This is a genomic window from Specibacter cremeus, from assembly GCF_003946885.1.
Taxonomy (GTDB): Bacteria; Actinomycetota; Actinomycetes; order Actinomycetales; family Micrococcaceae; genus Specibacter; species Specibacter cremeus.
Genome location: NZ_RWKQ01000015.1, coordinates 59,078 through 81,778, shown reverse-complemented (window position 1 = coordinate 81,778; position 22,701 = coordinate 59,078). Strand labels below are relative to the sequence as shown.

The window sequence follows — 22,701 nt, the reverse complement described above, 5'->3', positions numbered from 1 at the left end:
CGGCACCGGCCCCAAGGGGGAAGGGGCGCGGCGCGCGCCGTCGTCATGCTATTTCGGGTCGGCGCGCAGCACCCCGAGGCGCTGGCGGTATTCGGTCTCGTCGATCTCGCCGCGCGCGTAGCGTTCGCGCAGCACGGATTCGGCGCCCTGGTGCTGGTGCTCCAGCCGGTACCGGCGCCACCGCAACGGGCCGAAGATGAGGAACAGTGCGATCACGATGAGCCAGAACAGCGGGAAGAGCAGGAGCCAGGGTCCCGGTCCCCAGCCGGCGTGGAACGTGTCCATGACTTGGGTGGTGGCGGTCAACATGGGATTCTCCCGTTCGTGTGGTGCGGCCGGCCTTCGGCTGCACTTCAAGTCTTGGCGTCCGGCGGTGAAACGGCGTCCGCCGCCGGGAGACACCTGGACCCGCCCGCCTACTCCCCCGGGATGCCGGCGCCGGCATCCCGGGCGGAAAATTAATCCCGGCGGGGCCTTGCCGACGCCCGGCCTGAACCGCATACTAAATGAATCCGATTCATTTAGTGTGACGTGGCTCTCCTTTGCGGGGCCCGCACGGCCCGAAAGGAAGTGCGTGGTGAGCATTCCATCCGGCTTTCATCCCCTGGATCCGCTGTCCGCGGACGAGTTCCGGGCGGCGACGGCCCTGCTGGCCCGCGACCACGGCGTCACGGCCCCGCAATGGCGCCTGGCCGCCATTGAGCTGATCGAACCGGCCAAGGCCGACGTCGTCGCGTTCGAGGCCACCGGCACGGTGCCGGCGCGCATCGTCGGCGTCAACTGTCTTGAGCGGTCCTCGAACAAGACGTACCAGGCCCGGGTGTCGCTCACCCGCGACGCCGTCGTCTCCTTCACCCACATCCCCGGCGCGCAGCCGAACTTCACCGTCGACGAGTGGGAGGAGGCGGACAAGGCCCTGCGCGAGCATCCGGAGGTGATCGCCGCGCTGGCCAAGCGCGGCATCACCGACCTGTCCCTGGTCTTCATGGACACGTGGACGTATGGGGATGCGGTGCTCCCGGAGGAGTATCGCGGCCGGCGCGTCGGCTGGTCGGACACGTGGGTGCGCGCCCGTGCCGGCGCCAACCCGTATGCCGGCCCGGTCAACGGCCTCCACTGCATCATCGACGTGAACACGATGGAGCTGCTGCGCATCGAGGACACGTTCACGGTGGAACGGCCGGACGTCATGGGCGAATATGTCCCGGCCCTGGTCCCGGAGCAGCTGCGCAACTCGAGCACGCGTCCGCCGCTGGCGCCGTTGGAGATCCACCAGCCCGACGGCGTCTCCTTCGAGGTCGACGGGAACCTGGTCCGGTGGCAGAACTGGTCGCTGCGCGTCGGTTTCAACTACCGGGAAGGCATGACGCTGCACCGGGTCAGCTACAACGACCACGGCCGGGAGCGTCCCATCGCGCACCGTTTGTCGTTCGCCGAGATGGCCGTCCCGTACCGCGACGCCAGCGAGGACCACTACCGGCGCACCGCGTTCGACATCGGCGAGTGGGGCCTGGGCTTCATGACGACGTCGCTGGAACTCGGCTGCGACTGCCTCGGCGAGATCCACTACCTCGATGCCGTCATGCACAATTCGGCCGGCGAGCCCTACGAGATCAAGCACGCCGTGTGCATCCATGAGGAGGACGCCGCGGTGCTGTGGAAGCACGTCGACCACGACGCCGGCACCGAGACGCGGCGGATGCGCCGCCTCGTCGTGTCGTTCCACGTGACGGTGGCCAACTACGAGTACCTGGTGTACTGGCGCTTCTACCAGGACGGCAACATCGAATGCGAGGTGCGGGCCACCGGCATCATGGTGGCCTCCCACGTCAACGAGGGCCAGGAGCACCCGTCCGGGAGCCTGGTGGACCAGCGCACCTACGCCCCCTTCCACCAGCACTTCCTCGTGGCCCGGCTGGACCTGGACATCGACGGGACGGCGAACACCGTGTACCGCACCGAAACCGAGATGGTGCCGATGGGGCCGGACAACCCGTACGGGCTGGCGCTGCGGCAAAAGAGCACGCCGATCACCACGGAGGGCTTCGACGACTACAACTGGGACACCCAGCGCGCCTGGAAGGTGAGCAACGACAATTCGCGCAACTCGCTGGGCCTGCCGGTGGCGTACAAGCTGGTGCCCACGGGCACGTTCCCGCCATTCTTCGACCCGTCCTCGCCCATCTTCCAGCGTGCCGAGGTCGTGGGGCACACCGTCTGGGTGACCCCGAACGATGCCGAGGAGCGCTGGCCGGCCGGCGAATTCGTGAACCAGGGCGGCGCCGGGCTGGGCATGCCCGCATGGGTACGGGCGAACCGCCCCGTCGAAAACACCGACGTCGTGCTCTGGTACACGTTCGGCATCCATCACATCACCCGGCCCGAGGACTGGCCCGTCATGCCCGCGGACACGGTCTCCTTCTGGCTCAAGCCGGCCGGGTTCTTCGACCGCAACCCCGCCCTGGACGTCGCCGCGTCCGGGGCACACAACACCAATACCAATCCGGAAGCAGGCACCTCATGCCACTAGTCACACCCCCAGACGGCGCCACCGCCGCGCCCGAAACGGCAGAGCGCGAACACACGCTGCAGGCCGGGGCGATCTCCGCCGCCGGCTCCGTCGTGATGGCCGTGGCCGGCAGCGCGCCGGCCTACTCCATTGCCGCGACGACGGCGGCCCTGATCGCCGCCGCCGGCCTGGCCAGCCCCGCCGCGCTGCTGTGGTGCGGGCTGCCCATGATCGGCATTGCCTGGGCGTTCTCCTACCTCGGCAAGGCGGACGTCAACGCCGGCGCCGCCTACGCCTGGGTGGGCCGTGCGCTGCACCCGGCGCTCGGGTTCCTGTGCGGTTGGGCGCTGGTGGTGTCCGCGACCATCTTCATGGTGGCCGGGTCGCTGCCCGCCGGGGCGATGACGGTGGCCCTGTTCAGCCCCGAAAACGCGGGCAACGTGCCCCTGGCCACGGGCATCGGCGCCGTGTGGTTCCTGATCATGGTCGCCTGCGTCCTGTTGGGAGCCAGCATCACCGCACGGGCACAATGGATCATGTCCTCCATCGAGGTGGTCATCCTGGTGGTCTTCGCCGGCATCGCCATCGGGAAAGCGGCCACGGGCCACCATGCGGGGCCCGCATTCTCCTGGGACTGGTTCGGCTTCAACCACTTCCAGGGCATGGCCGGCTTCGTCGCCGCCGCCCTGATCGCCGCCTTCTACTACTGGGGCTGGGACGTCAGCGCGAACCTCAACGAGGAAACCGAGAACGGGCACAAGAACTCGGGCCTGGGCGGCATCCTCGGGGTTGTCATCGTGTTCCTGCTGTTCGAGGTGTTCACGATCGGCATCAACGTGATGATGCCGGCCGCCGATATCCAGGCCAACAGCGGCAACGTGCTGGGCGCGCTCGGCGAGGTCATCTGGCCCGGCCTCGGCGGCAAGATCCTGATCATCGCCGTCATGCTCTCCACCATCGCCACCCTGGAGACCACCCTGATCCAGGTGACCCGGTCCCTGTTCGCCATGGGCCGGGACAAGACGCTGCCGGCACGGTTCGGCAAGTCCCACCACAAGTGGCGCACGCCGGCCTTCGCCACCATCGTGGTGGCATGCGTGTCGCTGGTCCTGTTCATCGGCTCGAACTTCCTGGGCAGTGTGGGCCAGATCCTCTCCGACGCCATCAGCTCCATCGGCCTGCAGATCGCGTTCTACTACTGCCTGGCCGCACTGGCCGTCGTCGTGGCCTACCGCAAGCTCATCTTCAAGTCGTGGAAGAACTTCATCTTCATCGGCCTGTGGCCCGGGCTCGGCGCCGTGTTCATGGGGTGGATCTTCATCGTCTCCATCCCGACGCTCGGGCCGCTGGTGGATGCCATCGGGCTCGGGACGCTTGCCCTCGGTATCATTCCCATGGCCATCTACTGGCGCAAGGGCAGCGCCTACTTCAGGCGCCGCCCGCTGAACGTTTCGTAGTAGCAACCGCGGGCGTGACGAACAGGACGGTTGCGTAGCACAGGGCAGCGACCGCGGTGGCCAGGGCCATGGAGAATGAGGCCGCATTGCCTTGGTGGCCGACAAAGCCGGTACCCGAGAACCACGCCATGAGGACGGCAAGCAGTGCGACGCCGGCGATCACAATGAGGCCGGCCCGGCGCGTCAGCACTGCACGCCACACCGCGCCAAATGACGTGAGCACGAGCAGCGTGCCAAGCACGGCGTGCACGGCAAGCGGCACCGGGCCGGCCGACACGGCGGCACCGAAGGCCGCAAACAGGTCCCTGCCCTCATCCGAGGCCGGCAGTTTGGCGTAGAGGTTGACGACCATGCCGAAAACGAGCACGAGAAGGATCATCACCACGGCAGCGAATGAGGTCGTGCGCAAGGCCGCGATCCTGCCGGTGGCACGGGCGGCGACGCGCTGGTCGGTGCTGGTCATGGTGGGAACCTCCGCGGGCTTGCCGGTTGGGCTGGACGTTACGGAATGAATACTGCCGCGGATCCGCACACGTGTCGTCCACCGCGCGGAGGCACCCCGCTACTCCCGCCGGAGTATCGGGGTGCCGCTCACGTGTGCCAGCCGGGGCGGACCAGGCCGGATTCATAGGCCGTGACCACGAGCTGGGCCCGGTCCCGCGCCGCCAGTTTCGCCATGATGCGCGAGACGTGCGTCTTGGCCGTCAGCGGGGTGATGAAGAGCCGGCCGGCGATCTCGGCGTTGTTCAGGCCCGCACCGACCAGCGCCAGCACCTCGCGCTCACGCCCTGTCAGCAGGTCGAGCCCCGGCGGCGGCGCAACCTCCCGGACCCCCACCGCCATGGCCGTCATGAGCCGGCGGGTGACGGACGGGGACAACAGCGCGTCGCCGTCATGGACGACGCGCACGGCCCGGATCAGTTCCTCCGGCTCGGTGTCCTTGACCAGGAAGCCGGCCGCGCCCACACGCACGGCTTTGATGATGTAGTCGTCGAGCTCGAACGTGGTCAGGATGATGATGTGCGTGGCGGCCAGGGCGGGGTCGGCCAGGATCGTCTCACTGGCGGACAGCCCGTCGCCGCCGGGCATCCGCACGTCCATCAGGATCACGTCGGGGCGGTGGGCGCGTGCCAGCGCCACGGTCTCGGCGCCGGTGCCGCTTTCGGCCACGACCTCCATGTCCGGTTCGGCGTTCAGCAACGCCTTGAACCCGGCCCGGATCAGTGTCTGGTCATCGGCGATGAGCACCCGGATCACGCTCTCGCCTCCCCGGGCGTGGCGGGTGCCGGGTCCAGCGGGAGCGTCGCGCGCACGCCGAGCCCCGGCCGCAGCTCCACGAACTCCACGCCGCCGCCGACCCCGGCCAGCCGCTCCCGCATGCCGCGCAACCCGTTGCCCTCGGCCGCGCCGCCGCGGCCGTGCCCGTCATCGTCCACCGAGACGGCCAGCATGGGCCCGGGCCGGGCATCACCTGCCACCGGCCCGATGGTCACCCGCACGTGCCGCGCCCCGGCATGCCGCACCGCATTCGTCAACGCCTCCTGCACCACCCGGTACACCACCGTCTCCCGCTCCGGTCCGAGCCGTTCGCGCATGAGCCGGGCGTCGCCGTCGTACGCCAAGGACACCGCAAGGCCGGCGTTCCGGGCGTCCGCGACCAGCCCGGGCACCGCGTCCAGCGACAGGCCGGGGCGCAGCGGCGCGTCCTGGCGCAGCACGCCGAGCAGGTCGCGCACCTGCGTCAGCGATTCCTTGCTGGCCGTCTTGATCGCCTCCAGCGCCGGAACCAGCTGCTGCGGGTCCCGGTCGGCCAGGTGCAGGGCCACGGACGCGCGGACGTTGATCATGGACAGCGAGTGCGCCACGACGTCGTGGATGTCGCGGGCCAGCGCCAGCCGGTATTCATCCTCGGCCCGTTGCCGGGCCGCGGCAGCCTCCGCCCGGCGCGCGGCGGCCCACTCCCGGCGGGCGCGCAGGGCCTCGCCGAGCAGCACCATGATGATCAGCCACGCGGACGCGGCCGCGGCGCGCACCAGGCCCAGGTCGCCGCCGGCCAGGGCGCCCCAGATGAAAATGCCAACAACGACGGCGGCCGTCACCGTCCATGCGAACGGTCGCCGCCGCGCGGCGGTGGCCACGATGATGGCGAGCGCCACGGACAACGGCGCCGGGCCCCACGGGTAGCCGAGCCCGAAGTACAGCCCGGTGACGGCCACGACCCCGGCCAGCATGGCCTCGGGCGCCTTGCGGTGCAGCAGCAACAGGGCGGGGCCGGCCAGCAGCAGCGCGACGCCGGGCAGGTCCAGCAGGTGCGCGCCGGGCTGCCGGGTTTGGGCAAAATGGGTCCCGGCCACCTGGATGACCGCCGCCACGACCGCCACCACGGCCATGGGCGGCCCGCGCCGCGCACCTCTCATGGCACCGAGCGTAACGCGTTCCGCCCGGCACGGCGTCGCTCCGCCGATGCACGGCCCCGTACTCCCCCGGGTGTACGCGCCCTTAAGCAACTGGTGGGCAGTAGTTGCACGAAATCCGCTCAAAACGTGCACCTACAGTCCACCAGTTGGGGAGGTGCCGGGTCAGGCGGCGCGCTCGGCGGCCTCCACCACGTTGGACAGCAGCATGGCCCGGGTCATGGGGCCCACGCCGCCCGGATTCGGGGAGATCCACGACGCGGCCTCGGACGCGGCCGGTTCGACGTCGCCGGTGACCCGCGCCTTGCCGGTGCCGTCGTCGACGCGGCTGACGCCGACGTCGAGCACGATCGCGCCGGGCTTGAGGTCCGCGGCCTTGATCAGGTGCGGCTGGCCGGCGGCGGCGATCACGACGTCGGCCCGGCGCAGCTCGGCGGCCAGGTCGCGGGTCCCGGTGTGGGCGAGCGTGACCGTGGCGTTGACGTCGCGGCGGGTGAGCAGCAGGCCCATGGGCCGGCCGATCGTGACGCCGCGGCCCACCACGAGGACGTGCTTGCCGTTGAGCGTGATGCCGTGGCGTTCCAGCAGCACGATGCATCCCTTGGGCGTGCAGGGCAGCGGGGACGCCATGGGACGGTTGACGTTGGCCACGAGCCGGCCCAGGTTCATCGGGTGCAGGCCGTCGGCGTCCTTGGCCGGGTCGATGGCCTCCAGCACCACGTCCTGGTCGATGTGCGCCGGCAGCGGCAGCTGGACGATGTACCCGGTGCAGGCCGGGTCGGCGTTCAGCTCGGCCACGGCGGCCAGGACCTCGTCCTGGCCGGCCGTGGCCGGCAGGTCCTTGCGGATCGAGGTGATGCCCACCTCGGCGCAGTCCTTGTGCTTGCCGGCGACGTACCACTTCGAGCCCGGGTCGTCGCCGACCAGGATGGTGCCCAGGCCGGGCGTGACGCCCCTGGCCCCGAGCACGGCGACCCGTTCGGCCAGTTCGGCCTTGATGGCCGCGGCCGTGGCCTTGCCGTCAAGAATCCGTGCGGTCATCCGATTACCACTGCTCCTGGCCCGGGTACAGCGGGAAGTCGGCGGCCAGCTTGTCGACGCGGGCGCGCAGCGCGTCCACGTCGGCGCCGCCCTTGAGCGCGGTGGCGATGATCTCGGCCACCTCGGTGAACTCGCTTGCGCCGAAGCCGCGTGTGGCCAGCGCCGGGGTGCCGATGCGCAGGCCGGAGGTGACCATGGGCGGGCGCGGGTCGAACGGCACGGCGTTGCGGTTGACGGTGATGCCGACCGAGTGCAGGAGGTCCTCGGCCTGCTGGCCGTCCATGGCGGAGTTGCGCAGGTCGACCAGCACCAGGTGCACATCGGTGCCGCCGGTCAGCACGGACACGCCGGCCGCCGCGACGTCGGCGGCGTTCAGCCGCCCGGCCAGGATCCTGGCGCCCTCGAGGACGCGCTCCTGGCGCTCCTTGAACTCCGCGCCGGCGGCAACCTTGAACGCGACGGCCTTGGCGGCGATCACGTGCATGAGCGGGCCGCCCTGCTGGCCGGGGAACACGTTGGAGTTGATCTTCTTGGCCCACTCCGCCTTGGCCAGGATCACGCCGGAGCGCGGTCCGGCCAGCGTCTTGTGCACGGTGGAGGTGACGACGTCGGAGTAGGGCACCGGGCTCGGGTGCAGGCCGGCCGCGACCAGGCCCGCGAAGTGGGCCATGTCCGTCCACAGCAGCGCGCCGACCTCGTCGGCGATGGAACGGAACGCGGCGAAGTCGAGGTGGCGCGGGTAGGCGGACCAGCCGGCGATGATGACCTGGGGCCTCTCGGCGATGGCCTGCGCACGCAGCTTGTCCATGTCGATGCGGAAGGTGTCCCGCTCGACCTCGTACGCGGCGACCTGGTACAGCTTGCCGGAGAAGTTCAGTTTCATGCCGTGCGTCAGGTGGCCGCCGTGGGCCAGTGACAGGCCGAGGATCTTCTCGCCCGGCTTGATCATGGCGGACAGCGCGGCCGCGTTGGCCTGCGCGCCGGAGTGCGGCTGCACGTTGGCGAATTCGGCGCCGAACAGCGCCTTGACCCGCTCGATGGCCAGGTTCTCGGCCACGTCGACGAACTCGCAACCACCGTAGTAGCGGCGGCCCGGGTAGCCCTCGGCGTACTTGTTCGTCAGGACGGAGCCCTGCGCCTCGAGCACGGCGCGCGGGGCGAAGTTCTCGGAGGCGATCATTTCCAGGGTGCCCCGCTGGCGGCCCAGCTCGTCCCTCAGGACGGCGGCGATTTCGGGGTCGAGCTCGGCGAGCGGGACGTTGGTCACGGACTGGGTGAGGTTAACGGACACTGCAGACTCCAAAGAAAAGGCGACTTGGGGAATTCTCCACAAGAAAGGTTATCGGGTGGTGAGTGTTTTCGTCCCCGCGGCCCAGGCGTACGATCCGCGCGGTCTCCTGTGTCTCGTGCTGCTCCCCGGTGGTGGCCCACCCTATCGCCAGTCGCAACGCCTCCAACTGTAGTGCATGGCGGGAAAATCTACGGGTAACGTTGGGCGGGTGACTGACATGAACGCGACTCACGGTTTCGTCCTGACGCTCTCCTGCGCGGACCAGCCCGGCATCGTGCACGCCGTCTCCGGGGCGTTGCTGGAGGCCGGCTGCAACATCACCGATTCGCAGCAGTTCGGCAGCCGGGACACCGGCACGTTCTTCATGCGTGTCGCGGTGGAAACGACGACGTCGTTCTCGCGTTTGCACGACCAGCTCGCCCCGGTCGGCGGCCGGTTCGGGCTGGACTGGCAGCTGCACCGCGTCGGGGCGCCCGTGCGCACGCTCATCCTGGCCTCAACCGCCGCGCACTGCCTGAACCACCTGCTGTTCCTGCAGCGCTCCGGCACCTTGCCCATCGAGATCCCGGCCATCGTCTCCAACCACAGGGACCTCGTCGACCTGGCCGCGTTCTACGGCGTCCCGTTCCACCACATCCCCGTCACCCCGGACACGAAGGCCCGGGCCGAGGGCGCGTTGAAGGAGCTCATGGCGGAGAACGGCGTGGAACTGGTGGTGCTGGCCCGCTACATGCAGGTGCTCTCCGACGACCTGTGCAACCACCTGGCCGGCAAGGCCATCAACATCCACCACTCGTTCCTGCCGTCGTTCAAGGGCGCGCGGCCCTACCACCAGGCGCATGCCCGGGGCGTGAAGATCATCGGTGCCACGGCGCACTACGTCACCGCCGACCTGGACGAGGGGCCCATCATCGAGCAGGAGGTGATCCGGGTGGACCACGCCCACTCGGTGGAACGACTCGTGGCCATGGGTCGTGACGTGGAGGCGCGCACCCTGGCCCAGGCCGTGCAGTGGCATGCCGAGCACCGGGTGCTGCTGGACGGCTCCAGCACCGTCATCTTCAACTAGGCGGTTGTGACGTTGGCCTGGAGGCTGTAGCCGACGTCTTCTTTGTCGCGAGAATGGACTTCGGTACAGCTATGTTGACCGCCGTTTGTTGAACTGTTGTCTTCATGCGAATCGGATTCCAAGTTCACCATAGTTAGCGGCGAATTCTCTTCCCTCCTGCAACAAACACGAACTTCATATAATTCCCTTAGACTGCGGCCAGGCAGGCGTTCACTTCGCTCCCAACAATCGACTGACTTCACAGTTCGATTTCTACGACATTGAATTTCTTGAACGCCCCAACCAAGTCAACGTGGGATGGCATACGACACAAGCTCGAAGTTACCACTTTACGCTGTTGTGTTGGAACAGGGCAACCCCTGCAGGCCACTCGGCTATGCGTTAAATTCCTCCTGTTCGAATCACACGAAGTCCGACGAGCACATCTGTGAAATAGCTCGGGAGTGGCAGAATAGTCTCGGCCGCCACATCGGCATGGGCCGATAGAGCCTCACGGAAGTCTTCTCCTCCAAATCCGGCGGACCTCATCTGGTCTCGAAGCAACTGCGCCACAGCCCGATCAGCAAATCCAGCTTCATATGCGGATATCGCAAGCTCGTCGGGAACACCATACTTCAGTGTCTTCAAGAATACGCCGATCGGGGTGTGCTGCCCGGCATCATCGAGTCCGAGGAATTGGCCGACCGCTGCCACGATAAGGGCAGAATCGAATGCGAACGTTGAGTTCAGCAACTTAAACAAGTCGTCTTCTGCGAGCTTCCGTCTTCCTCCGCCGTATGGCTTGGTGATTTCCTCTTCCGAGGCAAAATCGAACAATTGCTGATAGTTCGATCCTTCAATCCAAGCACTCGCGAGTGCAAACGCGGCACTAGCAGGTTCCATGGACGATGCCACCCTGTCCTCGAAAGTCATTTCCAATAGTGGCCAAAGGACCGCAAGCAACGATGCATTAGTTGTAGCCTCAAGCAACGAAATTCGATGTTCCGTTACCCAATCGAAGACGAGCTTCGCCTTCTCAGCGCTGAGCAGCGTCTGGCCAAATGCAGCCTGTTGTTCTGGTTCATCAACCAAAGCGCTAATCGACTCGGCGAGTCGAGTGAACAACAGTCGCAGGCCAAACCGTTCAGGCTCCGACGCAGTTGCGAAGGCAAATGTCTGTTCGCACAAAGAGGCAGCCTCGGTTCTAAAGTTGTCCAGTATGGACGCCTCACGGTTTGCCATCAGGTAACTCTCCACAGCCGCCAGCAATTCGCGTCTGCGCTTAAGCTCATTGACGAGAGGGATATTATCAACCACCCAGCCCTGTCTGGTTTCCTCTTCGGCAAAAAGCAACTCGGCGATCTCAACAGGCGACATATCGGCATCAGTGATGCTTGAATCAAATGGACGGAGGACACTGAGGATCGAGCTTGTCGTGTCTTCTGAATTATTCGGGTCGAGAAGCATGGTGGATTGCTCGAACCTCCACTGCCCGTCGCGAGTTTTTCGATGGTCATATGTTCGGGGATCAGCGAAAATGACGAGTCCCTCAGTGTGCATCCCGGCTCGGCCAGCGCGTCCGAGTAGGTTCTGGAAGTCACGGACACTAATTCTCTCGCGACCTTGCTGCGTGCCTGTGACGATGAGATATNCGGATCGGGAGATTCACTCCCTGAGCAAGAGTTGAGGTGCAGACTACGAAACGGATGAGCTCTTTCTGCATGGCATGCTCGACAGTGAGCCTGAGTCCGTTTGGGGTGTTCCCGTGATGAACGAAAACCCCGAGGCGTGCCGCTCGCGATTGGATGCTGTCGACTCCGAAGTGCATGCGGACCAGTTCGGAGAGACCTGCTAGTTCTTTCGGATCGGACTGTTCGGCCGGACGGGTAAGCGAAAGCCCTCGTTCAAAGACGTCGACCGCACGGGCAACGATCTTGTTTGCCGTCGCCTTGGTTCCCGCGAATATGGCCACTGCACCTTGTGGCGCCAAGCGGAGCCCGAGATACAAGGAGACGTCGGTGGCTATCGTCTTGTTGCCCTGATCCGGAAATACTCGTTCAGCAGTCTCGCGTGGACGACGCGCCAGCGTCTGCCTCTCGATAGAGCGAGGCACGAAGTAGTCGGGTTGTCCATCGTAGTTGGATGTCTCGAAGAATTGGAGCTGTCCTCGCCGTTCCATCCAAGTCGCAAAGACGACTGCCCGAGCAGTTGGTGAGAGACCGCTTCCGTCGACGACTACTCCGTCATCTCCGAGCATCCACGCACGCAAGTCGTCGGCATTTCTGATCACTGCGGATATCGCGACAACTTGTGCGCTCTCGAGCAGTCCGGCTTTTAGCTCGGTGACAAGCAACTCGTAGGTCACACCTCGGGGACCAGAATCGAACTGATGAGCCTCGTCATAGACCAGAAGGTCAATGTGCCGGATTAGGTCGTTTTCCTGGCGCAGCACGAACTGAAGCTTTTCTGGGGTAAGCACGAGAATCCTTCTCCGGGACTCTTCGCGCGCGGTAGCGCCGAACAACTCTGCAAACTCTAAAGCGAAGTCGCGCTGCAGTGCATCGGATAGCTCATTGATGTGTACGTTCTCCCCAGAAAATGCAAGCTGCAGAGACGTAGCGATTTCATGACTCAATGCTCTGAATGGTGCGACAATGACCGCAAGTGCCACGCGTTCGGACAAGAACCCAGCGCGCAAGATCATTTCCAGAGAGCGTGTCTTTCCAGCACTTGTCGGCATCTGGACTATCCCGGAGCGACCGGAAAACAGACCACCGTGCCCGATTGCCACCTGGGCGGGCCAGAGTTCCTTCGGGAAGTGTGGGGTCCGAATTGAGTCTCGCCATTGCTCAAGAGTGAGCCCACTGAACGTGGGCAGTGTGACCCACGATGATGCCTGAAGCTTGAGATGGAGTACCGCAAGCACAAGATCAGAGAGTAGAAGGTCGCGTGCCGATGGACTCGCATAAGCCGCTACGCGAAGACGCCTTGCGGCGGCCAAGGCTGGGGAGGCATCAACGCCGTCAAGAAAGTGCCCCGCAGTGAACGTGGCAATGTCCGCAGCAAGTTGTAGGTGAACGCCGTCCACACTTGTCAACGGGTCATACCTACCGTGCAGGATCCATCTTAGGAGACTCTCGATTGGCGACTCCGCTGTATATGAGGCGAGACTTTCAGCCATGACCCGACTACTTCCGGGTCGGCCCGCCAAGTAGTAAGCAGCAGATGCGAGCAGGGCAATGTCACCCGCCGATTCATCAGCGAAACGAGAGCCTAGGAGGGCGTCGAAGTAGCTTGCCGCGAAATCTAGGTCCTCATGATCTCCTTGCGAGACGGCTTCGTCATCATTCAACTGCGCAGCAGTGTCGCCGAGAGTTGCTATGGCTAATAGAAGCAGCGACTCGGGTTCGTCTTTGGCGCGGAGTCGTAGCTTTTGCTGTTCCTGGGACAACCCGAGTTCGAGCATCTTCCCTCTGGCGCGTGTTACGCCAAAAAGGCGCATGCTGTTGGCTTCAGGCTTCATCGGCCGCCCTCCGGTACAGGGCGTGGGTCAATCTCATTAGATCGTCTCCGTGGATCACCAGCAATTGAAGGTCACTTTGATAGGGATGGCCTGCAGCCGTCGAGGCCTGGATCATGTCCGTGTTGTAAATAGCGTCGTTGAGAACTGCGGCGGCTCCGAAAAGAAGTTCGAATGGACGATCAGCCTTGTTCTGAAACCGGGCAACGCCTTTCATGCCTCTAGGATTGCCACGGGTTCGAAGAAGCCGCTTGGCCTTGTTGAGCGTATAGCCGAGCCTGGTGTAGTCGAGCCCCGAATCTTTGATAGCGTCCTGCAACCGGTTTCCATTCCCAGTTGGCGTCAAACGAGCTTTGACCTCGAAGGCGATTAGCTGATCGCTGGGCTGAGGCTGAGTCGGATCATTCAGGAGAAAGCCTACGACGTCTACCCCCTTTATTGATTCGTTGGGATTCGTCTTATCCGCGTACTTCCAACGCGGAACCCAGAAGCCCAGGATGTGCTCGACATAGTCCGAGATAAGCAACTCTGCAAAGTCGCCCGAACGCGTAGCAGGTCCGGTGCCGCCGTTCTCCGCCGGAAATACGAATTGTAAGAGGTAGTCACGCCGTGAGAGACCGGTGCCATCCCGCAGCTCATCGATCTCCTCGTCGAGGCAGTAAGTCTGTCTGAACTGTGCGGCCCAGCTGCTGAGCACAGCGGCGTCCTCAGGCACGGCTATAGCCCATACCTCTATCGCGTCGCCATCCGCGCTAGCCAGCCCCGGCACCTGCTTCACGAGGCCCCCAAGGTACGCGGGTCTCCCCGAGATCATCGATGCAAGGGCGTTGCTCCGCCCGGCTGAGGTCGATTGACTCAATTCGGATACACAGCCGCGTCAGGCAAGGGCTTCGATGAACACACCGGGCTGCGCGCACATTACACGACGACTACCCAGCTGCTGGGATCGAAATTGAGAAATTCGCATGCCTTCAATCTATCCGCTGTTATCGGCCACGAAAAATGCCGTGCTGTAGCGGCCAAAGTGCTCCCTTTTGTTCCATGCTTGACAACGTCCTATGGATTGAATCCCTGCACTTGAGGGTCCTGCATGACGCGGATGACCAAGCCCGGCTGCGGTGGGTGGAGCCAAGCGAGCTGGCCGATCCCACCCCCTATCTGATGGACGGCGAGTTCGTGCTGACCGCCGGGCTGCCGTTCCTGGGCGACGGCGGCACGGCGGACGCGATCGACGCCTACGTCCAGCGGCTGGCGCGGGCCAGCGTGTGCGCGCTTGGGTTCGGCTTGACCCCGTACCACGATGCGGTGCCTCCGGCCTTGACGGCGGCGTGCCGGCGCCACGGTGTGACGCTGGTCGAGGTGCCGCCGTCGGTGCCGTTCGCCGCCATTGGGCTGCAGTTCGCGCAATTGCTCGAATCCGACAGTGCCAGGACCTTCCGCCGGCTGGCGGAGACGAACCGCCTGTTGATGCGTGCCGTCCTGTCCCCGCGCCCGGACCATGAGGTGCTGGGCACCTTGGTCCAGCGGGTGCCGTGCTGGGCCGTCCTGGTCGGCGCGGATGGCAAGGTGCGGGCCCGGGCCGGGACGAACCCGGCGGATCCGGCCACGTTGGGGCCGCTGCTGGAGCGCCTGTTTGCCGGCTCCGGCCCCCGCGTCGAGCTGGACGGCTTCCCCGTCCCCGGTTCGGAACAGGTGGTCGCGCATCCGTTGCGCAGCACCCGGGACGTGTACCTGGGCGCGCTTGTCATCGGCACCTCGGATCGCCTGGCCCCCGCCCAGAACAATGTGGTCTCCGTCGCGGTGGGCCTGCTGGAGCTGCTGTCCCGGCAGCGGACCAGCGGCTCCCTGGCCCCGAGCCAGTTGGCAACGGCCCTGCTGCTGCACCCCGACACCCTGTCCACCGGCGGCAGCCGCCAGATCACGGCCGCCAAGGACCTGCTGGCCCAGAGCCTGTCGTCCACCAGGTCGGCGCCGCTGCGCGTGGTGCAGGGCATCAACGTGGACGACCCCCACTGGCGCGGCAACGCCGGCCCGGTGCGCGAGCTACTGCAGTGGCGACGCGTCTTCGACACGAAACTGGTGGAGATCACCGACTACGGCTTCGCCGCCATCACCCGGCTGAAGGTGGATGACGCCACGGTGGCCGAGGCGGAGCGGCTGGGTTGGCGGCTGGTCATCGGGGACGCGGTGGAACTCAACAACCTCCAGGACGCCTACCGGCGGGTGAGTTCCCTGCGGGCCAGGGCGCAGGGTGCGGCTGAAACGCTGCGCGTCGATTCGCTCACGTGGTCCGTCACCGGGCTGCTGGGCCGCGACGCCGGCACAATGCTCGCCGGGCAGCTCCTTGGCCCGCTGCTGGAACTGCAGGCTGAACGGCGCGACGCCCTGGTCGAGGTCCTGCGGGCGTGGCTGACCCACAACGGCAGCTGGGATGCGAGCGCCAAGGCGCTGAATCTGCACCGGAACAGCGTGCGGCGGCAGATCGGCGTCGTGGGTGACTTGCTGGCCCGCGACCTCAACGACGCGCAAACCCGGGCCGACCTGTGGATTGCGTTGCAGTACACGCCGCGCCCGGCCTAGCCGGTCAACCCAGGCCCCATTGCCGGTACAGGTCGGGGCGGCGCTCCGCCAGGTACGGGACCTCGCCGCGATCGGCCCGGATGCGGTCCGCGTCGATCCGCGCGTAGATGACCGTGGCGGTGTCCCCCGCGACGGCGAGCTGTGCGCCGTCGGATCCGGCGACGATGCTGCCGCCCCCGAACGTGACGCCACCCTCCGTCCCGCAATGGTTGGCGTAGCCGATGGCAACGTGGTTTTCCAGCGCGCGGGCCCGGATGAGCAGCTGCGGAACCTCGTCAAAACCGTGGGCCAGCGCGGTGGGCACCAGGACGAGTTCGGCGCCGCGCACCGCCGCCGCGCGAACCGCCTCCGGGAATTCGACGTCGTAGCAGATGAGCAGCGCCGTCCGCAGGCCGCCGAAATGGACGACGGCGGGGGGCTGGGTTGCGCCGGCGAATGCGGCGCGCTCGTCGGGACCGAAGAGATGCACCTTGGCGTAGGCCAGCAGCGTGGCGCCGGTGCCGTCGACGAGGGTGGCCGTGATGTGCCAGTCACCGGCGTCGGTGACGGCGGGCAGGCTGTACACCAGGCCGATGCCGTGGCGCCGGGCGATGGCGGCCAGCTCCGCGCGGATGCCTGGCAGGGCGGCGGCGTCAAGGTCGGCCCGCACGCGGCGGGGCTCGTAGCCCACCGGGAAGAGTTCCGGTGTCAGCAGGATGGCAGCGCCGGCGCTGGCGGCCTCGTGTGCGGCCGCGTCGAGTGTGGCCAGGTTCGCCCGGACGTCCAGGGGCAGGGCGTTGGCCTGCAGCAGTGCGAGCAACATGGATCCGGCCTCGTGTCGAAAGTTGTCCTGGCGGGCGGTTGACAATCCCACCCTAACGCGGCCGGATCGCGGCCGGCCGGGGCCAAACGCCCGGCCTGGGGCGGCGCGCGGGACATTCCGCCCCTTGCCCTTGGCGCCCGATGGGTAACATCACTGTATGACGCAGCTGATCCGCTTTGACGACCACACGCCCGACATCGATGAGAGTGCGTTCCTCGCCCCGTCGGCCACCATCATCGGACAGGCCAGCCTGGGTGCCGGCGCCAGCGCGTTCTACGGTGTGGTGGTGCGCGCCGACACGAACGCCATCAGCGTCGGCGCCGGAAGCAACCTGCAGGACAATGTGGTGTTGCACGCCGATCCCGGCTTCCCGACGACCATCGGCGCGGGCGTGAGCGTGGGCCACGGCGCCGTCGTGCACGGGTGCACGATCGGTGACGACAGCCTGGTCGGCATGGGTGCCACGATCATGAACGGGGCCGTGATCGGTGCCGGCTCTCTTGTGGCCGGCGGCGCGGTGGTGCTGGAGGGCGCCGAGTTCCCGCCCGGGTCGCTGATTGCCGGCGTCCCGGCCAAGCTGCGCCGCGAGCTGTCCGCCGAGGAGCGCGCGGGCGTGCGCCAGAACGCCGAGCGCTACGTGGAGCTGGCCCAAAAGCACAAGGCAATCCACGCCTGAACCGATGATTGGGCCCTGTCGGTGATTGAGCCCTGTCGGTGATTGAGCTTGGGCCCACGGCCGCGAGGAGCCCCGCCCGAGCGTGCGAGGGTGGGGAGCGGCTGGGGAGCGAAATCAGGTCTCGACAGGCTCGACCACCGACCCGGTGATTGAGCTTGTCGAAATCAGGTCTCGACAGGCTCGACCACCGAGGGTCTCGACAAGCTCGACCACCGGAGCCTGCCGGGCGCACGGGAATGGCAGAATGGCGCCATGACCGAATCCCGTTTTGTCGCCCGGCCCGACTGGTACACCGCCACGAACCCCGAGACCCGCGCCGCCACGGGGGCCCCGCTGCGCTGGGGCGTGGTGGCCACCGGCGGCATCGCCCGCACGGTCACGGCCGACCTCGCCCTGTTGGAGGACGCGGCCCTGCACGCCGTGAGCTCGCGCAGGCAGTCCACGGCGGCGGCGTTCGCCGCGGACTTCGGCTTTGCCACGCACTATTACGACGGCGGTCCGGACGGCTCCGGCGCGGAGGGTTACCGGCAGCTGGTCAACGACCCCGACGTGGACGTCGTCTATGTCGCCACCCCGCACGCCCAGCACCACGCCGTGGCGAAGGCCGCGCTGGAGGCGGGCAAGCACGTGTTGTGCGAGAAGTCGTTGACGATCAACGCCGCCGAGGCCGCCGAGCTGATCGCGCTGGCCCGGGCCAGCGGGTTGTTCCTCATGGAGGCCGTCTGGTCGCGGTTCGTGCCGGGGTTCCAGCGCGCCCTGCAGATCGTCGACTCCGGTGAGATCGGCGACGTCGAATGGGTGCGCGCCGACCTGGGCTTCCCCGCCCCCGTCGATGAGACCGCCCGCATCTGGGCGCCCGCCGCCGGCGGCGGCGCCCTGCTGGACCTCACCGTGTATCCGCTGCTGTGGCCGTGGGCCACCCTCGGCAAGCCGGCCACCGTGTCGGCGACGGGCGCGCTGACGGCCTTCGGCGTCGACCGTCAAAACGCGCTGACCCTGGGGTACGACTCGGGTGCGCAGGCCCAGCTCATGAGCTATCTGGGCTCGTTCGGTCCGCGGCAGGCCGTGGTGTGCGGGACGAAGGGCATGATCGAGACGGTCGGCTCCGTGAACAACCCGCTGGAGCTGCGGATCACGATCGGCTGGGACGCCCCGCGCACGGAGGTGTTCGAGGTGCCGGGCCGCGGGTACACGTACGAACTGCGCGAGGTCACCCGCTGCATCCAGGCCGGGCTGACGGAGAGCCCCACCATGCCGCTGGACGATTCGCTGGCCGTCATGGAACTGTTCGACGACGTCCGCCGCCAGTTGGGCGTCACGTACCCCAACGACCCCCGCTGACCCCACCGGTGGTCGAGCCTGTCGAGACCCGGTGGTCGAGCCTGTCGAGACCCGATTTCGACAGGCTCAATCACCGTGTCACGTCACGCCCAGGTACGCCTCCTTGATGGCCGGGTTGGCCAGCAGCTCCTTGCCGGTGCCGGTGTGCGTGATCTCCCCGGTCTCCAGCACGAACGCCCGGTCCGCCCGGGCCAGCGCCTGGTTGGCGTTCTGCTCGACGAGCAGCACCGTGGTCCCCTGTTGGTTGATCTCCGTGACGATCTTGAAGATCTGCCGGATGAACTGCGGGGCCAGGCCCATGGACGGCTCGTCGAGGAGCAGCAGCTTCGGCCCGGACATCAGCGCCCGCCCGATCGCCAGCATCTGCTGCTCCCCGCCACTCATCGTGCCGCCGTACTGCTTCTCCCGCTCCTTCAACCGCGGAAACAACGAATACACCCGCTCCAGGTCCGCAGCCACGCCCGACCTGTCCTTCCGGCCGAACGTACCCATGTCCAGGTTCTCGGCAACCGTCATGGCCGGGAAAATCCCGCGACCCTCCGGCGCCTGCGAGATGCCCTGCACCACGCGGATATGCGCCTTCATCTTCGTGATGTCCTGGCCGTTGAACTTGATCGTCCCGCGCGACGGGTTCAACAGGCCGGAGATGGTCTTCATGGTGGTCGTCTTGCCGGCGCCATTGGCCCCGATCAACGACACGATCTCGCCTTCCTCCACGGTGAACGACATGCCGCGGATCGCCTGGATCCGCCCATAGTGGACGGAGATGTTCTCCAACTCAAGCAAAGTCATCTTCGGGCTCCCCGAGGTAGGCGGAAATAACGCGCGGGTCGTCACGGATGACGGCGGGCGTGCCTTCGGCGATCTTCTTGCCGAATTCGAGCACCACGATCCGGTCCGTGACACCCATGACGAGCTTCATGTCATGCTCGATCAGCAGCACCGTGTACCCGTCTTCGCGGATGGTCCGGATGAGCGCCATGAGCTCTTGCTTTTCCGCCGGGTTGAAGCCCGCCGCCGGCTCGTCCAGGCACAGCAGCTTCGGGTCGGTCGCCAGTGCCCGGGCGATCTCCAGCCGGCGTTGGCTGCCGTAGGACAGGTGCCGGGACAAGGTGGCGGCGTGGTCGGCGATGCCGACGAACTCCAGCAGCGCCATGCCACGCTCGATCGCCGACTTCTCCTCCCGCGTATGCCGGGGCAGGCGCAGCAGCGCACCGATCACGCTCGTTGAATGCCGCGCATCCAGCCCCACCACCACGTTCTCCAGAGCGGTCATCTCACCGAACAGCCGGATGTTCTGGAACGTGCGCGCCAGCCCTGCCCGGGTGATCTTGTGCTGCTTCATGCCGTTCAGCAGCCGGCCTTCCAACAACACCTGGCCCTGGGTCGGCCTGTACACACCGGTCATCGCGTTGAAGCACGTCGTCTTGCCGGCGCCGTTCGGGCCGATCAGGCCCAGGATCTCCCCGCGCCTGATCGTGAAGCTGACATCATCCAGGGCCACGAGGCCGCCAAAGCGCATCGTCAGGTCCTTCACCTCGACCAGGTCGTCGCCGACCTTGACCTCGATCTCGCGTTCGGGCGCGGCCGCCTCGGCGACCGCGACATCCACGCCCGCCTCCGCCGCCGCGGCCTCGACGGACGCACCCGCCGGCGTGCCGCCGTCGTCCGTCCCGGCCTGCGCGCGCCGGCCGGTCGATTCCATCGGCTCACTCATGACGGTGCCTCCCCGCCGAGTGCCGTCTTCGCCTTGGCGTCGTGGGATGATCGCACCGCGGCGTACGCGTGCCTGCCATAGGCGAGCAACCGCTGCCGCGCGGCGAGCAGCCCATGCGAGCGGAAGATCATGATCAGGCACAACGTCAGGCCGAAGATCAGGTACTTGTAGTCGGCGATGGCCGTGAAGCGCAGCGGAATGTACGCCACGATCGCGCCGCCCAGGATGGCGCCCACCTTGTTGCCGGCGCCGCCCAGCACGACGGCGGCCACGAACAGGATGGAGGTGACGACGTCGAACTTCTGGTTGTTCACGAAGCCGACCTGGCCCGAGTACAGCGCACCGGAGAGGCCGCCGATGGAGGCGCCGATCGCGAACGCCCACACCTTGTACTTGAACGTGGGCACCCCCATGGTCTCGGCCGCGTCCTCGTCCTCGCGGATGGCGATCCACGACCGGCCCACGCGGCTGCGCTCCAGGTTGCCGGCCAACAGCAGCACGATGATCAGGATGGTCAGCGTCAGCCAATACCAGGGCACGCCGTTGGAATTGGCGAACACCGGCACGCCGTTGGACTGGACGCCCGGCGGGTGGCCGACGTTCTGGAAGCCGACCTGGCCCTTCATGGCCGGGATGATGGTGGCCAGGATGCGCACGATCTCGCCGAAGCCCAGTGTCACGATGGCCAGGTAGTCGCCGCGCAGGCGCAGCGTCGGCACACCGAGCATCACCCCGAAGAACATGGTCACGGCCATGGCCACCGGGATGGTCCACAGGTACGGGATCTTCAGGAACGTCGAGTCCGGGCTGGTCAGCATGGCCGCCGTGTAGGAACCGACCGCGAAGAACGCGATGTAGCCCAGGTCCAGCAGGCCGGCGTAGCCGATCACCACGTTCAGGCCGACCGCCACGAGCGCGTAGATTGCCATGGTCTGGCAGGCCAGCGGGAAGTCGTTGCCCGGTTCGGTGGAGATCAGCGGCGGGTCGATGACCGGCAGCAGATACGCGAGCACGACGACGACGAGCAGCAACGCCCATTGTTGCTGCCGCGGCATGGCCTGCCACCTCTCGCTCCACCCGGCGAACCAGCCCCGACGCGGTGCGGCGGCGCTGGAGCCCGGCGGCGTGCCTTTCGATTCCCGGTCCGCCGCGGCCTGGTCGGCCCCGGCCCCGGGCAGCGCTGTGGGTCCGTCTGTCATGCTCATGCCCTGCTCCTTCCCAGCGAGGTGCCCAGGATGCCCTCGGGCCGCAGCAGCAGCACGAGCACCAGCACCACGAAGGCGACGACGTCGGTCCATTGGGAGTTGCCCAACAGGATCTGTCCATAGTTGCCGATCAGGCCCAGCAGCAGGCCGCCGACCAGTGCGCCGCGGACGTTGCCGATGCCGCCGAGCACGGCGGCCGCGAACGCCTTGATGCCGAGGATGAACCCGCCGTTGTACTGGACGCCGGACGGGATCTTCATGACGTAGAACAGGGCCGCGGCGCCGGCCAGGATCCCGCCAATCACGAACGTCGTGACGATGATGCGTTCCTTGTTCACCCCCATGAGCGTGGCCGTGTCCGGGTCCTGGGCGACGGCGCGAATACCACGGCCGGTCCGGGACGTGCTGATGAACCGGTCCACGAAAATCATCATGATCACGGCCGCGATGACGATCAGCAGCTGCTGCGAGTCGACGATCGTGCCGAACACGTCGAAGATGGGCCTGGGCCTGAACATGGTCAGCGCCGCCTCCGGGTTCGGGCCGCGGACCAGGAAGATCGTGTATTGGATGGTGAACGACGCGCCGATGGCCGTGATGAGGAAGACCAGGCGCGGGGCGTTGCGCCTGCGCAGCGGCCGGTACGCCAACCGCTCGAGCAGGAACGCCGTCAGCGCCGACGCGACCATGGCCACGATGAGTGCCAGCAACAAATTGACGATGATCGAGCCGAGGCTCAGGTTGGGTGCGGAGGGGCCGAAGCCGAGGAAATTGAGGGTGAAGAACACCCCGTAACAGCCCATGATGAACACTTCGGAGTGGGCGAAGTTGATGAGGTTCAGCACGCCGTAGACGAGGGTGTAGCCGAGCGCCACGAGGGCGTAAATGGAGCCGAACGTCAGGCCGTCGAACGTGGCGCTCCAGAAGTTCTGCATCAGCGACGGAACGTCGAAGGTGATCCAGCTGCTGTCGTCGGCGGGGAGCAAGGTGAGAAGCGTGGGAATCATGCGGACTTCCTGATCGGCAACGCCGCTGGTTGTGGGTGGGCCGGGCGTTGCGGGTAGAGCGAACGGGATAGCGGAGCACGCAAAGGCTGTGGG

20 protein-coding genes and 1 riboswitch are annotated in these 22,701 nt (G+C 66.6%); of the genes, 6 read left to right on the top strand and 14 right to left on the bottom strand.

The genetic code is table 11. The features are described from left to right. Positions 1 to 48: 48 nt before the first annotated feature. Complete coding sequence (locus tag EJC77_RS07820; RefSeq protein WP_420820306.1) at positions 49 to 309, bottom strand: SHOCT domain-containing protein; 261 nt, start codon at positions 307 to 309, stop codon at positions 49 to 51. Positions 310 to 577: 268 nt separating this feature from the next. Here EJC77_RS07820 and EJC77_RS07815 point away from each other — a divergent pair, with 268 nt between their 5' ends. Then, positions 578 to 2,530: a primary-amine oxidase gene (locus EJC77_RS07815; protein WP_240629928.1), complete on the top strand. Its 1,953-nt coding sequence runs from the start codon at positions 578 to 580 to the stop codon at positions 2,528 to 2,530. Next, positions 2,521 to 3,966 (top strand): APC family permease, encoded by a 1,446-nt coding sequence (locus EJC77_RS07810; RefSeq protein ID WP_125611323.1) that lies wholly within the window; start codon positions 2,521 to 2,523, stop codon positions 3,964 to 3,966. Before EJC77_RS07815 ends, EJC77_RS07810 begins: the two co-directional genes overlap by 10 nt. On the opposite strand, the gene EJC77_RS07805 is transcribed toward EJC77_RS07810, so the two are convergent. The 5 genes from EJC77_RS07805 to glyA form a co-directional block, all read right to left on the bottom strand. After that, positions 3,938 to 4,429: a hypothetical protein gene (locus tag EJC77_RS07805; protein WP_125611321.1), complete on the bottom strand. Its 492-nt coding sequence runs from the start codon at positions 4,427 to 4,429 to the stop codon at positions 3,938 to 3,940. The two genes, EJC77_RS07810 and EJC77_RS07805, sit on opposite strands and share 29 nt — an antisense overlap. Before the next feature lie 128 nt (positions 4,430 to 4,557). Next, complete coding sequence (locus EJC77_RS07800; protein WP_125611319.1) at positions 4,558 to 5,223, bottom strand: response regulator; 666 nt, start codon at positions 5,221 to 5,223, stop codon at positions 4,558 to 4,560. After that, on the bottom strand, positions 5,220 to 6,383 hold the full coding sequence (locus tag EJC77_RS07795; RefSeq protein WP_125611317.1) for a sensor histidine kinase: 1,164 nt from the start codon (positions 6,381 to 6,383) through the stop codon (positions 5,220 to 5,222). Before EJC77_RS07795 ends, EJC77_RS07800 begins: the two co-directional genes overlap by 4 nt. Positions 6,384 to 6,545: 162 nt before the next feature. After that, a complete protein-coding gene (locus tag EJC77_RS07790; protein WP_125611315.1) occupies positions 6,546 to 7,421 on the bottom strand; it encodes a bifunctional methylenetetrahydrofolate dehydrogenase/methenyltetrahydrofolate cyclohydrolase in 876 nt (291 codons plus the stop codon). 4 nt (positions 7,422 to 7,425) lie between these two features. Further along, entirely contained in the window at positions 7,426 to 8,712 is a 1,287-nt protein-coding gene (glyA, locus tag EJC77_RS07785; protein ID WP_125611313.1) for a serine hydroxymethyltransferase, read from the bottom strand. Between the two features lie 72 nt (positions 8,713 to 8,784). Next, positions 8,785 to 8,877: riboswitch (ZMP/ZTP riboswitch) on the bottom strand. 52 nt (positions 8,878 to 8,929) lie between these two features. Here glyA and purU point away from each other — a divergent pair. Next, positions 8,930 to 9,781: a formyltetrahydrofolate deformylase gene (gene purU, locus EJC77_RS07780; RefSeq protein WP_125611346.1), complete on the top strand. Its 852-nt coding sequence runs from the start codon at positions 8,930 to 8,932 to the stop codon at positions 9,779 to 9,781. Positions 9,782 to 10,162: 381 nt separating this feature from the next. Here purU and EJC77_RS07775 read toward each other — a convergent pair whose 3' ends face one another. The 3 genes from EJC77_RS07775 to EJC77_RS07765 form a co-directional block, all read right to left on the bottom strand. Next, entirely contained in the window at positions 10,163 to 11,227 is a 1,065-nt protein-coding gene (locus tag EJC77_RS07775; protein WP_125611311.1) for a hypothetical protein, read from the bottom strand. A gap of 139 nt (positions 11,228 to 11,366) precedes the next feature. Further along, positions 11,367 to 12,941: a DEAD/DEAH box helicase gene (locus tag EJC77_RS07770; RefSeq protein ID WP_476712880.1), complete on the bottom strand. Its 1,575-nt coding sequence runs from the start codon at positions 12,939 to 12,941 to the stop codon at positions 11,367 to 11,369. A gap of 331 nt (positions 12,942 to 13,272) precedes the next feature. Further along, positions 13,273 to 14,058: a Hachiman antiphage defense system protein HamA gene (locus EJC77_RS07765; RefSeq protein ID WP_164520347.1), complete on the bottom strand. Its 786-nt coding sequence runs from the start codon at positions 14,056 to 14,058 to the stop codon at positions 13,273 to 13,275. Between the two features lie 263 nt (positions 14,059 to 14,321). Between EJC77_RS07765 and EJC77_RS07760 the strand changes: the two genes are divergently transcribed. Further along, positions 14,322 to 15,860, top strand: a complete 1,539-nt coding sequence (locus tag EJC77_RS07760; RefSeq protein ID WP_125611307.1) for a PucR family transcriptional regulator — start codon at positions 14,322 to 14,324, stop codon at positions 15,858 to 15,860. 4 nt (positions 15,861 to 15,864) lie between these two features. On the opposite strand, the gene EJC77_RS07755 is transcribed toward EJC77_RS07760, so the two are convergent. Next, positions 15,865 to 16,662: a nitrilase-related carbon-nitrogen hydrolase gene (locus tag EJC77_RS07755; RefSeq protein ID WP_125611304.1), complete on the bottom strand. Its 798-nt coding sequence runs from the start codon at positions 16,660 to 16,662 to the stop codon at positions 15,865 to 15,867. A gap of 157 nt (positions 16,663 to 16,819) precedes the next feature. Between EJC77_RS07755 and EJC77_RS07750 the strand changes: the two genes are divergently transcribed. Both EJC77_RS07750 and EJC77_RS07745 read left to right on the top strand, forming a co-directional pair. Continuing rightward, entirely contained in the window at positions 16,820 to 17,338 is a 519-nt protein-coding gene (locus EJC77_RS07750; RefSeq protein ID WP_125611302.1) for a gamma carbonic anhydrase family protein, read from the top strand. Positions 17,339 to 17,590: 252 nt separating this feature from the next. Then, positions 17,591 to 18,679, top strand: coding sequence for a Gfo/Idh/MocA family protein (locus tag EJC77_RS07745; protein WP_125611300.1), 1,089 nt, complete (start codon positions 17,591 to 17,593; stop codon positions 18,677 to 18,679). A 78-nt stretch (positions 18,680 to 18,757) separates the two neighbouring features. On the opposite strand, the gene EJC77_RS07740 is transcribed toward EJC77_RS07745, so the two are convergent. The 4 genes from EJC77_RS07740 to EJC77_RS07725 are packed head-to-tail and all read right to left on the bottom strand — an operon-like array spanning position 18,758 to position 22,608. Next, positions 18,758 to 19,471, bottom strand: a complete 714-nt coding sequence (locus tag EJC77_RS07740; RefSeq protein WP_125611298.1) for an ABC transporter ATP-binding protein — start codon at positions 19,469 to 19,471, stop codon at positions 18,758 to 18,760. Continuing rightward, entirely contained in the window at positions 19,458 to 20,396 is a 939-nt protein-coding gene (locus tag EJC77_RS07735; protein WP_240629925.1) for an ABC transporter ATP-binding protein, read from the bottom strand. Before EJC77_RS07735 ends, EJC77_RS07740 begins: the two co-directional genes overlap by 14 nt. Continuing rightward, a complete protein-coding gene (locus EJC77_RS07730; RefSeq protein ID WP_125611296.1) occupies positions 20,393 to 21,601 on the bottom strand; it encodes a branched-chain amino acid ABC transporter permease in 1,209 nt (402 codons plus the stop codon). The genes EJC77_RS07735 and EJC77_RS07730 overlap by 4 nt, the downstream gene beginning before the upstream one ends. After that, on the bottom strand, positions 21,598 to 22,608 hold the full coding sequence (locus EJC77_RS07725; protein ID WP_125611294.1) for a branched-chain amino acid ABC transporter permease: 1,011 nt from the start codon (positions 22,606 to 22,608) through the stop codon (positions 21,598 to 21,600). Before EJC77_RS07725 ends, EJC77_RS07730 begins: the two co-directional genes overlap by 4 nt. Between the last annotated feature and the right edge of the window lie 93 nt (positions 22,609 to 22,701).